The organism is Streptomyces sp. CNT372 (assembly GCF_000377145.1).
Genome location: NZ_KB897787.1, coordinates 160,104 through 174,144, shown reverse-complemented (window position 1 = coordinate 174,144; position 14,041 = coordinate 160,104). Strand labels below are relative to the sequence as shown.

Below are 14,041 nucleotides of genomic sequence, written 5' to 3'. Positions count from 1 at the left end.
CGGGTTCGGCACGGCGGGCGGGTGCATCCGTCCGGGACGACCATGGGGAAGGGGGACGTGTGAGGGAGGTGCGCACCGGGCGGCCGTGCGGTTGGCCGGTGCGCACCGGACGGCCGTGCCGGGCACGGCCGCCGACAGGATCGAGCGCCGCGCGGCGGACGGACGGAGGCCGGGATGACGGCGGAGGCCACGGACACCCGGGAGACCGGCGGCGGGCTGCGCTGCCTGGTGACGGGAGCGACCGGTTACATCGGCGGGCGGCTGGTGCCGGAACTGCTGGCCGCGGGCCACACCGTCCGCTGCCTGGCCCGTTCGCCGGAACGGCTGCGCGACCATCACTGGGCCGGTCGGGCGGAGGTCGTGAAGGGCGATGTGCTGGACGCGGGCTCGGTCGCGGACGCCATGCGGGAGGTGGACGTCGCCTACTACCTGGTGCACGCGCTCGGCACCGGCGGCGGGTTCGAGGCGACCGACCGGCGGGCGGCGCGGATCTTCGCCGAGCAGGCGCGGGACGCCGGGGTGAAGCGGGTGGTCTACCTCGGCGGGCTGACACCGCGCGGGGTGCCGGCCGGGGAGCTGTCGGCGCATCTGCGGTCCCGGGACGAGGTGGGCCGGATCCTGCTCGACGGGGAGGTCCCGGCGACGGTGCTGCGCGCGGCAGTGATCATCGGCTCGGGTTCGGCCTCCTTCGAGATGCTGCGCTATCTGACCGAGCGGCTGCCCGTGATGGTGACGCCGAGCTGGGTCCGGACCCGGATCCAGCCGATCGGGGTCCGGGACGTGCTGCGGTATCTGACCGGCTCGGCCCGGATGCCGGCGGAGGTGAACCGGGCCTTCGACATCGGCGGACCGGACGTGATCACCTATCTGGACATGATGCGCCGCTACGCGGAGGTGGCCCGGCTGCCGAAGCGGCTGATCGTGCCGGTGCCGGTCCTGACCCCGCGCCTGTCCAGCCACTGGGTGGGGCTGGTGACGCCGGTGCCGCACTCCATCGCCCGGCCGCTGACCGAGTCCCTGCGGCACGAGGTGGTGTGCGGGGAGCACGACATCGCGCAGTACATGCCCGACACGGCGCAGCAGCCGATGGCCTTCGAAACAGCGCTGCGCCTCGCGCTCCAGCGGGTGCGGGACGCGCAGGTGACGACCCGCTGGTCGTCCGCCTCGCTGCCGGGCGCGCCGAGCGACCCGCTGCCGACCGACCCGGACTGGACGGGCGGCAGCCTGTACACGGACGAGCGGGAGCGGGTGGCGGACTGCCCGCGTGAGTCGCTGTGGCGGGTCGTGGAGGGCATCGGCGGGGAGAACGGCTGGTACTCCTTCCCGCCGGCCTGGGCGGTGCGCGGCTGGCTGGACCGGTTCGTGGGCGGGGTGGGGCTGCGGCGGGGCCGGCGGGACGCGCAGCGGCTGCGGGTCGGGGACTCCCTGGACTTCTGGCGGGTGGAGGAGATCGAACCGGGCCGGCTGCTGCGGCTGCGGGCGGAGATGCGGCTGCCGGGTCTGGCCTGGCTGGAGATGCGGGCCGACGACGAGGGCGCCGGGCGGTCCCGCTACCGGCAGCGGGCGGTGTTCGCGCCCCGCGGGCTGCTGGGCCACGCGTACTGGTGGTGCGTCTCGCCGTTCCACGCGGTGGTGTTCGGCGGGATGGCGCGCAACATCACCACCAAGGCGGAGCAGGACGCGGACCCGGCGGAGGGGGAGGCGGGCCGTCCGGCCGGGCCGGCTGAGCAGGCGGCGGGGGCGGCGGGCCCCGCCGCGCCGCAGGAAGCCGGCTCGTGACGGCCCCCGTCCACTGGCTGTTCGGGGACCAGCTGGGTCCGGCGTTCCTCGCACCCGGCGAGGGCGGCCCGCACCGGGACGCGCCCGTGGTGATGATCGAGTCCCGCGCGGTGTTCCGGCGCCGCCGCTTCCACCGGGCCAAGGCGCATCTGGTGGTGTCCGGGATGCGGCACCGGGCGGCGGAGCTCGGCGAGCGGGTGACCTATGTGCGTGCGGACACCTACCGGGAGGGGCTGGCGAAGGCCGTAGGCGAGGGGGCCGAGGTGACGGTCCGTCACCCGACCTCGCGGGCGGCCCTCGGACTGGTGAGTTCGCTGGAGGGGGTCACGGTCCTGCCGCCGGCCGGATTCCTGGTCCCCACCGCCGACTTCGCGGCCTGGGCGGACAACCGGGGCGGCGAGCGGCTGCGCCAGGAGTCGTTCTACCGCTGGGTGCGGCGCACCCACGATCTGCTGATGGACGGGGACGAGCCGGCGGGCGGGCGGTGGAACCTGGACCGGGACAACCGGGAGCCCCCGCCGCGCGGTGAGACGCGCCTGGGCGAGCCCGCCCCCTACCGGCCCCGGGAGAGCGCGATCGACGAGGAGGTGCGCCGGGACCTGGACCGCTGGGAACGCGACGGGGAGGCGTCCTTCGTGGGCCGGGACGGCCCCCGGCTCTTCCCGGCCACCCGGCGCGAGGCGCTTGCCGCGCTGCGCCGGTTCGTCGCGCACCGGCTCGCGGACTTCGGCCCGTACGAGGACGCGATGCTCCACGACGACCCGGTGATGAGCCACAGTCTGCTCTCCTCCTCGCTCAATCTGGGGCTGCTGGACCCTGCCGAGTGCGTGGAGGCGGCGGAGTCCGCCTGGCGGGCCGGTGCGGCGCCGCTGAACAGCGTCGAGGGGTTCGTGCGCCAGATCGCGGGCTGGCGGGAGTACGTGTGGCAGCTCTACTGGTACTTCGGCGAGGAGTACCGGCACGCCAACCGTCTGCGGCACACCGGGGAGCTGCCCGGCTGGTGGAACGAGCTGGACGCGGACGCGGTGACCGCGCGCTGCCTGTCCACGGTGCTGGCCCAGGTGCGGGACACCGGCTGGACGCACCACATCCCCCGGCTGATGGTCCTCGGCAGCCACGCCCTCCAGCGGGGCTGGGACCCGGCGGCGGTCACCGACTGGTTCCACCGCTGCTTCGTGGACGGCTACGACTGGGTGATGCTTCCGAACGTGGTGGGGATGTCGCAGTACGCGGACGGCGGACGGATGACGACCAAGCCGTACACCTCGGGCGGCGCGTACATCCACCGGATGAGCGATCTGTGCGGCCCGTGCGCGTACCGGCCGGACCGCCGGACGGGTGAGCAGGCGTGCCCGGTCACCGCCGGGTACTGGTCCTTCGTCCACCGCCACCGGGCGCTCCTCGCGCGCAATCCGCGTACCTCGCAGGCGGCGCGGGGGCTGGAACGGCTTGGGGATCTGGACGAGTTGCTGCGGGCGGAGCGGGCGCGGGGCGCGGGGCCTCCGTAGCGCCCGTTCGCGGCGGGCGGGGGCGGGTCGGCGGGCACGGCGCGGGCGGGACAGCGGGTGCGTCAGCCGGCGGGGCGCGGCGCGGGCGGGGCGCGTCAGCGGGCACGGCGGTCGAGGACGAGGGCGGTCCCGCCGTCGTCCGGACGGATCAGCTCCGCCTGGCCGGACAGGGCGTCGGCGACGGCCCGGACCGCCGCGCCGAGGTCGCCGCCGGGCGGCAGGGGCGGCGGGCTGCCGATGACGGCGCGGTCCACCAGGCCGGTGTCCAGATGTCCGAGCCGCGCCTCCACCACCCGGACGCGGCGCTTGCGCTGCTCCTTGCGGACGGCGGTCAGCCAGGCCGTCAGCCCGGCCTTGGCGGCGCTGTAGTCGGCCATGCCCGCCTGGGGCGCGGTGGCGACGACACCGGTCAGGGCGAGGACGGCGCCGTCCTCGGGCAGCAGCGGCAGCGCGGCGCGCAGCAGGGCGGCGGGGGCGAGCAGGTCGACGGCCGCCAGGTGTTCGGCGTACAGGTCCGGCACCGTGTCGGCCGGCCCGAAGGCGACCGCGCCGATCGCGCAGACGACGGCGTCCAGTCCGCCGAGTTCCGCGGCCGCCCAGGCGGGCAGCCCGGCGCAGGCGTCCAGGTCGTAGGCGTCGAAGGTGCGCCGGGGCGCGGGAGCGTGGCGTTCCGCGACGTGGTCCAGCCGTGCGCCGTCCCGGCCGGAGAGCGCGAGGACGGCGCCCCGGCGGTGGAGTTCGGCGGTGACTGCCTGTCCGATGGCGCCCGTGGCGCCCGCCACGAGGACGCGTGCTCCCGCGAGGTCCACGGCGTCTCCTGTCCGGTCGTGAGCCGCCGGGCGGCTCGGTGTGCGTGCTCCCGGACCGGATTCGGCCCGCGGGTCCCGCACGGATGCGGCGCGGCCGGGCGGGCGGCCGTGTGCCGGGCGGTCGGCCGGTCGCGGCGCCGGTCGGGTCGGGTCGGGTCGGGTCAAAGTGCAGGTCAGGTCAGGTCAGGTCGGCCAGGATCTCGCGTGCCGCGCGGGCTCCGGAGGCGAGGGCGCCCTGGACCGAGCCCGTGGCGCGGTGGTCGCCGCAGACATAGCGGCCCGGGGTGTGGCGGGTGGTGCGGCTGAGGGGCCACGGCGGGGGCATGGCGGGGAGGGCGTCGTGGACGGTGTACGCCGCGATCCGCTGCCAGGGTGCGGTGTCCGTCCCGTACGCCTCCGCGAGCACACCGAGGAGTTCGTCCTCCCGGCCGGGGCGGTCGGGGCCGAGGACGGAGGTCGACACCAGGGAGCGGCCCTCGGGGGCGTATCCGGGAGCGACGCGGCTGAGGACGCAGGTGTTGAGGAAGCGGTGCCCGGCGTCGACGAGCAGGGTCGGTTCGGCGAGCGGCGGGGTGGCGGTCGCGTGGTAGTAGGTGGTGACCGTGCGCGTCGCGGGGACGGTGAGCCCGGGGAGCAGCTCGGCGGCGGCCCGGGGTCCGGTGGCGACGACGACCGCGCGGGCGGCGCGTTCGGTGCCGTCCGCCAGGAGCGCGCCGGTGTCCGTGAGTTCGCGTACCGGGCTCTCCAGGGCGACCGTGCCGGGCGGCAGCGCCCCGGCGAGCTGCCGGGGGACGGCGCCGATGCCGTCGTCGGGCAGGCAGAGGCTGCCGCGGACGAAGCTGCGCCACACCAGGTGGAAGAAGCGGGCGGAGGTGGCGAGTTCGTCCTCCAGGAAGACGCCGGAGAGGAAGGGCCGCAGCAGGGTGTCGACCGTGCGCTCGGAGACGCCGGCCTCGGCGAGGGCGGTGCGGGTGGTGCGGTCGGGGCGGTGCCGCAGGGCCTTGACGGGCAGCAGGGTGTCGGCCGTGGTCAGGGCGCCGAGGGCGAGCAGGTCGCGGGCGGGGGCGAGGTGTCCGGGGCGCAGCGCGCCGGCGGCCCGGGGCCGGCGGGTGGGGTCGGCGACCTCGGTCAGGCGGCCGTCCCGCAGCAGGAGGAAGCCGGGGGTGAAGGGGCGCAGGCGCAGGGCGCGCAGGTTCAGGCGCCTGCGGACCTGCGGGTAGGAGGTGTTGAACACCTGGAAGCCGCGGTCGAGTCGGAAGCCGTCGCGGTGGTCGGTGCGCATCCGGCCGCCGACCGCGTCGGAGGCCTCGGCCACGCCGACGGTGAGTCCGGCCGCGGTGAGGTCCTGGGCGCAGGCGAGCCCGGCGAGGCCCGCGCCGATCACCAGGACGTCGTGGCGGTCCCGGGCGGGGCCGTGGTGTCCCGTGGTCTCGCTCATGTCCGCTCCGCCCCGTCGTGGTCGAGTCCCCCGGCGCCTGCCGCCTCGGGGCATGCTGTCACGGCGCGGCCGCCGGCGGTCCGTCACCGGTGGTGCGGTGCCTGGAAGTTGGCCCGCACGGATGAAAGTTGTCCGGTCGCCGGGGGTGTCCGCGCAGCTCCGGGGATTCGCCAGAGGTGTGGACCGCAGGGACTTGCGCGGCCCTCTTCACGTCCCACGCGCACCATGTCTTACTCATGACGTGTCCATGACCTGCCTGTTGGGGGCGGGTCGTACACGCGCGCCCCACCGCCCTTCCCCACCGATCCCCCACTGCCCCATGGAGGCCGTCATGCCCGCTGTCCCCGCCCGCGTCCGCCGCGTCACCAGACCCGCGCTCACGACCGCCGGCGCGCTGGCCGGCACCGCCGCCCTGCTGCTGGCCACCGCACCCGGTGCGGCCGCCGCGCCGCCCGCCCCGGACCGGCCCGTGCCCCCGGGGCAGGCGTGGATGGGCTCCGGGACCCGGATCGAGCAGCCCGGCGCCGCACCGGGCGGCGTCTGGGCGTACGACACGAGCGGCGTCCAGGGGATCGACGTCTCGCACTGGCAGGGCGCGATCAACTGGACGTCCGTGAAGAACGCGGGGATCTCCTTCGCCTACATCAAGGCGACCGAGGGCACCACCTTCAAGGACTCCCACTTCGGCGCGAACTACACCCGCTCCTACCAGGCCGGCCTGATCCGCGGCGCGTACCACTTCGCCCGGCCCAACGCCTCGAACGGGGCGACGCAGGCGAACTTCTTCGCGAGCAACGGCGGCGCCTGGTCGCGCGACAACCAGACCCTGCCCGGCGTCCTCGACATCGAGCACAACCCGTCCGGGGCGATGTGCTACGGCCTGACGACCGCCCAGATGCGCACCTGGATCAACGACTTCCACGCCACCTACAAGGCGCGCACCTCGCGCGACGTGGTCGTCTACACGACGGCGAGCTGGTGGAACACCTGCACCGGCAGCTGGAGCGGTATGGCCGCGAAGGCGCCGCTGTGGATCGCCCACTGGGGCGTGGGCAGCCCCAGCGTCCCGAGCGGCTTCCCGACCTGGACGATGTGGCAGTACTCGGCCACCGGCCGGGTGGCCGGGGTCTCCGGGGACGTGGACCGGAACAAGTTCAACGGCTCGGCCGCGCGGCTGCTGGCCCTCGCCAACAACACCCCCTGACGGCCGGCCGCGCGCGGGTCGCGCCGGGGCCCGCACCTCCGGGGCACCTCCGGGGAGGCGGCCGCCCGGGCGGGCCCCTGGCCTCGCGGTCCCTAGACTGCGGGGGTGGCAGAGACGAGGAAGCAGCAGCCCAAGGACGGACGCGAGACGGTCCGGGGCTTCGAGCTGCCGGCCTTCGCCGTCCAGTTGCGGCGGCTGACCGGGGAGATCAACAGGTTCGCACACGAGTTCGCCGCCGAGCAGGGCCTGCACGCCACGGACATCCAGGCCCTCTCCGCGATCATGGACTCGGAGACGCCCCTCACCCCCGGCCGGCTCCGCGAGCACCTGGGGCTCACCTCCGGCGCGGTGACCGCGTGCCTCGACCGGCTGGAACGGGCCGGCCACATCCGGCGGGCCCGTGAGAGCACGGACCGCCGCGTGGTCCATCTGCACTACCTGCCCGAGGCGCGGGCGACGGCCCGCGCCCACTTCCTGCCACTGGCGGCGGCGACCGCGCGGGCGCAGCAGGACTTCGAGCCCGGGGAACTGCGCATCGCGCTGCGGTTCCTGGCGGCGGTGGGCGACGAGCTGGAGCGCCTCAACCGGGACGGGCGGGACGGGTCGCCGCGGCCCTCCTGAGACGCCCCGGGGCGTCCGCGCGACGGCGCGCCCACGCCGCGGTGCCGCGCCGCGGTGCTGTGTCGAGGGACCGCGCCGAGGCACCGCGTCGAGGCGTCCGGCCGGTGCCGGGCGGGAGGGTTCGGGCGCACCGGCCGCAACCCGGCCGCGGCCGGCCGCATCCGCCGCGGCTCCGGGGGCAGAAGGGATCGACGAGCGGGGCACCTCACCCAGGGACCCCTGCCGCAAACTCTCTTCATCATTGAGATACATTGCCGTCGAAATATTCTGGGCGCCGCACGGCGCCCGCCTCGCCCGTCCCCGGGAGTGCCATGTTCAGCTCCACACGGCTCGCACGCTTCCTCGTGCCGGCCGTCCTCCTCGTCGCCTGGCTCGGCATCGGCGGCGTCCTCGGCCCCTACGCGGGCAAGCTCGGAGAGGTGGCCACCAACGACCAGGCCGCCTTCCTCCCGCAGAACGCCGAGTCCACGCAGGTCATCGACGCCCAGAAGGCGTTCCGCCAGGACGAGTCCGTGCCCGCGATCGTGGTGTGGACCGCGCCCGACGGCGGACGGGTGGGCGCGGAGCAGCGCGCGGCGGCGACCGAGGCCCTCGCCTCCCTCGACGGCGCGCCGGGCGTCGCCGGCCCGCCCTCCCCCGCCCTCCCCTCCGAGGACGGCGAGGCCCTCCAGGGCATCGTCCAGCTCCGGCCCGGCCTCGGCGAGGAGCTGCCGGCCGTCCTGGACGAGGTGCGCGAGGCCGCGTCCACCGTGCCGGACACCACGGCGCAGCTCGCCGGACCGGCCGCGACCCAGGCCGATCTCTCGGACGCGTTCGCCGGGATCGACGGCCTGCTGCTGGCCGTCGCCCTGGTCACGGTGCTGGTGATCCTGCTGCTGGTGTACCGGAGCGTGCTGCTCCCCCTGGTGATCATCACCGGTGCCGTGTTCGCCCTGGGCCTGGCCTGTGCGGTGGTGTACGCCCTCGCCGACCGGGACGTGGTCCGGGTGGACGGCCAGGTGCAGGGCATCCTCTCCATCCTCGTGATCGGCGCGGCCACCGACTACGCCCTGCTGCTCACCGCGCGCTTCCGCGAGGAACTGGCCCGGCACGGCGACCGGTTCACCGCGATGCGCGCGGCGCTGCGCGAGTCGGTCGGACCCATCGTCGCCAGCGCGGCCACGGTCGCCCTCGGCCTGATCGCCCTCCTCCTCTCCGACCTCACCAACAACCGCGCGCTCGGCCCGGTCGGGGCCATCGGCATCGTCTGCTCGGTGCTCAGCGCGCTGACCTTCCTGCCCGCCGTGCTGGTCCTGCTGGGCCGCAGCGCCTACTGGCCGGCCCGCCCCAAGCCCGCGGACGCCGTCGGCGGCGGGGGCGTCTGGGCGAAGGTCGCCGCCCTGGTGGACCGGGCGCCGCGCAAGGTCTGGGCCGGGACCCTCGCGGCGCTGATCGCCGGCGCCGCGTTCGCCCCCACCCTCAGCTCCAAGGGCGTCCCGCTGGACGAGATCTTCGTCAACGACGCGCCGTCGGTGGCGGCGCAGCGGACCCTCGGTGAGCACTTCCCCGGCGGCTCGGGCAACCCCGCCGTCGTGATCACGGCCGCGGACACCGCCGGGGAGGTCGTGCGGGTGGCCGAGGACACCGAGGGGGTCGCCTCGGCCGCGCCCGTCACCCCCTCCGGCCGCCCGGGCCAGGGCGCGCCGCTGGTGGTGGACGGCCGGGTGCGGATCGACGTGACGCTGAGGGACGCGGCCGACAGCGACGCGGCGAAGGAGACCGTGGCGGATCTTAGGGAGGCCGTGCACGCCGTGCCGGGCGCGGACGCGCTGGTGGGCGGCTACACGGCGCAGCAGTACGACACCCAGCGGACCTCCGAGCGGGACCGGTCGGTGATCGTCCCGGTGGTGCTGGTGATCATTCTGCTGATCCTCGTCGGCCTGCTGCGGTCCGTGGTGATGCCGCTGCTGCTGGTCGCCACCGTGGCGCTCAACTTCCTTGCCACGCTGGGCGTGGCGGCGCTGGTGTTCCAGGGCGTCTTCGGGTTCTCCGGCACGGACGCGTCGGTTCCGCTGTACGGGTTCGTGTTCCTGGTGGCCCTGGGCGTCGACTACAACATCTTCCTGATGTCCCGGGTCCGCGAGGAGTCCCTGCGGCACGGCACCCGGGAGGGCGTGCTCCGGGGGCTGACGGCGACCGGCGGCCTCATCACCTCGGCGGGTGTGGTGCTGGCGGCGACCTTCGCGGCGCTGGGGGTCATCCCGCTGGCGTTCCTGGTGCAGATCGCGTTCATCGTGGCCTTCGGCGTCCTGCTGGACACCCTGGTGGTGCGGTCGCTGCTGGTGCCCGCGCTGGTGCGGGACATCGGGCCGAAGGCGTGGTGGCCGGGCGTGCTGAGCCGGCGCGGGGACGGGCCGCCGCCGGCGGAGCCGGCGGGCGCGGCGGACGCGGTCACCCGGTGACCGGTCCGCGTACCACGCTGCGGCCCGAGTGCGCGGGATCGCCGTCGTACGCCTGGGCGCTGACGTCGACCAGCGGGTACGCGGCGAGGTCGACCCCGTCCGGCAGGGGGAGGACGGCGGTGCCGTCCGGGCCGAGGACGCCGATGGCGATGAGGCGCCGGTGGGTGAGGTCCATCAGCCACACCTCGTAGTAGCCCTCGGTGGGCGGCAGCCCCTCCACACTGATCCGCATCCGGCGGTCCGCCCCCGGCCCCTCCTCCATCCGCGCCGTGCCGGAGGCGGGGCCGGCGACGAGCGGGGCGAGGCGGTGCGCTTCGCCGGTGGCGGCGACGGTGCCGCCGCCGCCTTCGTCCAGCACCCACCAGGCCGTGGCGCCGCCGACCGCGCCGCCGGCGACCAGGCTCGCGGCGGCGAGCGCGAGCGCGGGCCGCCGCAGCCAGGCGGGGCGGCGGGCCGGTTGCGGGCCGGTCCGGCCCGCAACCCCGTCCCCGTCCGGGAGCCGGGCAGGGCCGGGCTCCGCGTCCGGGGCGGAGGCCGGGGACGGGGGCGGGGGCGGGGGCGGTCCGGAACCGTCGAGGGACATGTCGGGGTGCGCGCCGGGGGCGGGGCCCGGGGCGCCGGGCGCGCCGGTGCCGGACACCGGGCCCCTGCCGGGAGCCCCGTACGGGTCGGGAACCTGGCCCGGTTCGCGGTCCGGCCGATGGCCGGCGGGGCGGGGCCCCGGGTCCGGGCCGAAGGCCGGGTACGGGGCGGGGCCCGGGCCCGCCGCCGTGTCCGGGGTGTCGCCCCCAGGACGGGCTCCCGGAGCACGGTCCGGGGTGGTCGCGGTTCCCGGCGCGCCGGGGACCGGGGGCGGGCCCGCGTCCGCGGTGGGGTCGGGCGGTGTGGCCGACTCGCGGGCTATGGCCCGGGACAGCGCCTCCCACACACGCGGTGGCGGGGCGACCGGAAGGTCCTCCAGGGTCGCCGCGCGGGCCGAGGTGACCACTTGCCGCAGGCTCGCCAGCCGGTGGCGGCAGGCCGCGCAGGCGTCGAGGTGCGCGCGTTCCCACGGAGTGGGGCCGTCGGCCGTGTCGGGGTCGGCGAGCGCCAGGTCCGCCAGGACTCCCGGGTCCAGGTGCTCAGCCATGGCGCGCCTCCGCCCCCGGCCGGGACCGAAGCCCACTCGCCCGGCAGAAGCCCGGCGCCGCGGGCCGCTCAGTGCGCGGCACGGCGGTGGCGTGCGGTGCGCCGGACGGGCGTCGGCCTCGCAGTGGCGCGCGGCGGTGCGGGGCGTACGGTGGGACCGGCGGACACCGCCGGGATGCGGGAGTTCATGAGGTGACGGTCCCTTCGTGGCGGGGCCCGTCCGTAACGGGTCCTGCCACCTCTTCCGCCGCCCGGCGGCGGAAGGATGCGCCCCGGCCCGGATCGTCCGCACAGGCCCCGGCCGGGCGTGCGGATCGCCCCGGCAAGCCCGGGCAAGGCATGCCGATCGTCCCCGCAAGCCCGGGCAGGGCGTGCGGATCGTCCCGGCAGGCCCTGGGCCGGGCGTCAGACGAGGTCGACCATGCGGAAGACGAAGAACAGCGCGACGAGGAGCGCGCCCAGCGCGATCACCGATAGCAGCAGCCTGGGGTGCTCCCACAGGCCGCCGTCGGCGCGCTCCTCGTGGGCCTCCGCGGTCGAGCCCTCCGCGGGCGGGGTCTCCTCGGGCGGCACAAGCGGTTCGGTCATGGCTCCAGCATTCGCCGCCCGCGCGCCCGGCGCACCTCGGCACCGGGCGCGCGGGGCTACACCGCCGCGTACGAGCCCGGGAGAAAACGACGCACTAACGGTGCAAGTTGTGCGGGGTCTCGCCCGGGAGAGACGTTGGAACGGCACGCGCGGAGACCGACCCGCGGTCCCGCCCCTGCGGCAAGGAGCCCGTCATGGCCCAGCACCGAACCGGACCGGCCGCCCCCTCGACGACGCGCCCCGGCTCACGGCTGGGCCGCCCGGCCGGCCGGGAGCGCGACGCGGAGCGCGACCACGACCTCGCCCTGGCCGCCGGGTTCGTCTCCGGCGACGAGGCCAGCATCGAGGACGTGTACCGCCGGTGGAGCCCCATGGTCCACACGATCGCCCGCCGCACCCTGGGCGACGACCGGGAGGCGGAGGACGTCACCCAGCAGGTGTTCCTCGCCGCGTGGAAGGGCCGCCACGGCTACCGGCCGGGGCGGGGCGGCCTGCCCGGCTGGCTCGTCGGCATCACCCGGCACAAGATCGCGGACGCCCTCTCGGCCCGGACCCGGCGCACGGAACTGGCGGCCGTCACCGCCCGGCAGGAGCAGGAGCCGCCCGTCACGGCCGCCAGCGCGGACGAGGCCGTCAACCGGGTGCTGGTGATGCAGGCGCTCGAACGTCTCCCCGCCGCCCAGCGCAGGGTCGTCGGGCTCGCGTTCTACGGGGATCTGACGCAGACGCAGATCGCGGCGCGGACGGGGCTGCCGCTGGGGACGGTCAAGAGCCATCTGCGGCGGGCGCTGCACGTCCTGCGGCGCGCTCTGGAGCAGGGCGGTACGACGGAGGACCGCGCCACCGCCCCGCCCCGCGTCCCGCACGGCGCCGCCCGCGCCTGACCCCGGCGGGTCGCCGCCACGCGCCGGGCCGGGGCCGCACGCCGCACCGAACCACGCCAAGCCGAGCCGGGCCGCGACAAGCCGGGCCACGCGCCGAGCCGAGTAGGGCCGGGCCCCGAGCAGGCCCTACGCCGAGCCGCGCCGCGCCGAGCCGGGGCCACGCGCGCGCCGAGCCGGGCCAAGCCGGGGCGCGACACACGGCCCCGCGTGCATCCGCCCGGGCCCGTCCTGCGGAAGCATCGGCATGCGGTGCAGACGCGCGTTCCGGGGCCGGTGGCCGTCCGGGGAGGGGAGCAGTCCGTGTGGGACGCCGATGTGGCGGTGGTGGGCGGCGGTGCCGCGGGGCTGTCCCTCGCCGCGCGCCTGACCGACCTCCGTGACGGCCCGTCCGTCGTCCTCGTGGACGCCCCGGCCGGGCCCCTCACCCCGCCGGAGCGGACCTGGTGCTACTGGGAGGAGCCCGGCGGCCGGTGGGACGACCTCCTGACCGCGCGCTGGGACAGGCTGCGGATCACCGGCGCGGACGGCGGCCGCACGACCGTCGCCGCCGCCCCCTTCCAGTACAAGATGCTCCGCTCCGACCGCCTGCGGGACGCCGTGCACGCGCGGCTGCGGGACGCGGGCCACGCCCGCGTCGAGGCGGCCGTCGGCGCCGTGCGCGATCTGCCGGACGGCGGTGCCGAGGTGACGGGCGCGGACGCGGCCGGCCGGCCGGTGCGGCTGCGGGCCCGCTGGGCGTTCGACTCCCGGCCCCCGCCCCGGCCCCGGCCCGCGCGGACCGCGCTGCTCCAGCACTTCCGCGGCTGGTTCGTGCGGACAGCCGCCCCCGCCTTCGACCCGGCGGCGGCGGATCTGATGGACTTCCGCACCCCGCAGCCGGCCCACGGCCTCTCCTTCGGCTACGTCCTGCCCCTCGGCCCGTGCGAAGCGCTCGTGGAGTACACGGAGTTCGGCCGCGCGCCCCTCACCACCGCCGCCTACGACGCGGCCCTGCACCGCTACACGGAGGAGGTCCTCGGCCTCGGGCCGCCGGGGCTCGTCCCCGGCCCCGGGTCGCCGGGGTTCACGGTCACGGCCACCGAGCAGGGCGTGATCCCCATGACGGACGCCCTCCTCCCCCGGCGCACCGGCCGCGCCGTGTTCCCGGTGGGTGCCGCGGGCGGTGCGACCCGACCGTCCACGGGCTACACCTTCGCCGCGACGCAGCGTCAGACCCGGGCCGTGGCGAGGGCCCTGGGCCGGGGGCGCGTGCCGCTCCCGCCGCCGCCGTACCCGGCGCGCTCGATCGCCATGGACGCGGTGATGCTGCGGGCGCTGGACACCGGCCGGGTGGCGGGCGACGCGTTCTTCACGGGCCTGTTCCGCGGTGTGCGCACCGAGCGGCTGCTGCGCTTCCTGGACGGGCGGACCCGCTGGTGGGAGGACGTCCTCATCGGCTTCAGCACCCCCGTCGGCCCGATGCTGCGGACCGCGGCCGAACTCCCCCGCCTGCGAAGGGTGCTGCCCGCCGGACCCCCGCCGCCACCGGGCGACCCGCGGCCCGCCGCGACGACCCCGTGACCGACCCGCGGCCCGCCGCGACGACCCCGTGAACGAACCGCGGCCCGCCGCGACGACCCGTGAAGACGACAGGACGAACCC

At 76.6% G+C, this 14,041-nt stretch carries 11 protein-coding genes; 7 read left to right on the top strand and 4 right to left on the bottom strand.

The window, feature by feature from the left end:
* Nucleotides 1-174 precede the first annotated feature (174 nt).
* Both C593_RS0123315 and C593_RS0123310 read left to right on the top strand, forming a co-directional pair.
* Nucleotides 175-1,779, top strand: coding sequence for an SDR family oxidoreductase (locus C593_RS0123315; RefSeq protein ID WP_018849742.1), 1,605 nt, complete (start codon nt 175-177; stop codon nt 1,777-1,779).
* On the top strand, nt 1,776-3,287 hold the full coding sequence (locus tag C593_RS0123310; RefSeq protein ID WP_018849741.1) for a cryptochrome/photolyase family protein: 1,512 nt from the start codon (nt 1,776-1,778) through the stop codon (nt 3,285-3,287). Before C593_RS0123315 ends, C593_RS0123310 begins: the two co-directional genes overlap by 4 nt.
* 95 nt (nt 3,288-3,382) lie before the next feature.
* On the opposite strand, the gene C593_RS0123305 is transcribed toward C593_RS0123310, so the two are convergent.
* Both C593_RS0123305 and C593_RS0123300 read right to left on the bottom strand, forming a co-directional pair.
* A complete protein-coding gene (locus C593_RS0123305; RefSeq protein WP_018849740.1) occupies nt 3,383-4,096 on the bottom strand; it encodes an SDR family oxidoreductase in 714 nt (237 codons plus the stop codon).
* Between the two features lie 178 nt (nt 4,097-4,274).
* Nucleotides 4,275-5,534, bottom strand: coding sequence for an NAD(P)/FAD-dependent oxidoreductase (locus C593_RS0123300; protein ID WP_018849739.1), 1,260 nt, complete (start codon nt 5,532-5,534; stop codon nt 4,275-4,277).
* Between the two features lie 331 nt (nt 5,535-5,865).
* Here C593_RS0123300 and C593_RS0123295 point away from each other — a divergent pair, with 331 nt between their 5' ends.
* From C593_RS0123295 to C593_RS0123285, 3 genes are all read left to right on the top strand, one after another.
* Entirely contained in the window at nt 5,866-6,738 is an 873-nt protein-coding gene (locus C593_RS0123295; protein WP_026277998.1) for a lysozyme, read from the top strand.
* A 105-nt stretch (nt 6,739-6,843) separates the two neighbouring features.
* A complete protein-coding gene (locus C593_RS0123290) occupies nt 6,844-7,359 on the top strand; it encodes a MarR family winged helix-turn-helix transcriptional regulator (protein WP_018849737.1) in 516 nt (171 codons plus the stop codon).
* 311 nt (nt 7,360-7,670) lie between these two features.
* Nucleotides 7,671-9,800 (top strand): MMPL family transporter, encoded by a 2,130-nt coding sequence (locus tag C593_RS0123285; protein ID WP_018849736.1) that lies wholly within the window; start codon nt 7,671-7,673, stop codon nt 9,798-9,800.
* Here the strand turns inward: C593_RS0123285 and C593_RS31075 are convergent.
* Entirely contained in the window at nt 9,790-10,929 is a 1,140-nt protein-coding gene (locus C593_RS31075) for an anti-sigma factor domain-containing protein (protein WP_018849735.1), read from the bottom strand. The genes C593_RS0123285 and C593_RS31075 overlap by 11 nt on opposite strands.
* A gap of 404 nt (nt 10,930-11,333) precedes the next feature.
* A complete protein-coding gene (locus C593_RS0123275; protein WP_018849734.1) occupies nt 11,334-11,516 on the bottom strand; it encodes a DUF6480 family protein in 183 nt (60 codons plus the stop codon).
* Nucleotides 11,517-11,710: 194 nt separating this feature from the next.
* Here C593_RS0123275 and C593_RS0123270 point away from each other — a divergent pair, with 194 nt between their 5' ends.
* Complete coding sequence (locus tag C593_RS0123270) at nt 11,711-12,400, top strand: sigma-70 family RNA polymerase sigma factor (RefSeq protein WP_018849733.1); 690 nt, start codon at nt 11,711-11,713, stop codon at nt 12,398-12,400.
* Between the two features lie 300 nt (nt 12,401-12,700).
* Nucleotides 12,701-13,960, top strand: a complete 1,260-nt coding sequence (locus C593_RS0123265) for a lycopene cyclase family protein (RefSeq protein ID WP_018849732.1) — start codon at nt 12,701-12,703, stop codon at nt 13,958-13,960.
* Nucleotides 13,961-14,041 lie beyond the last annotated feature (81 nt).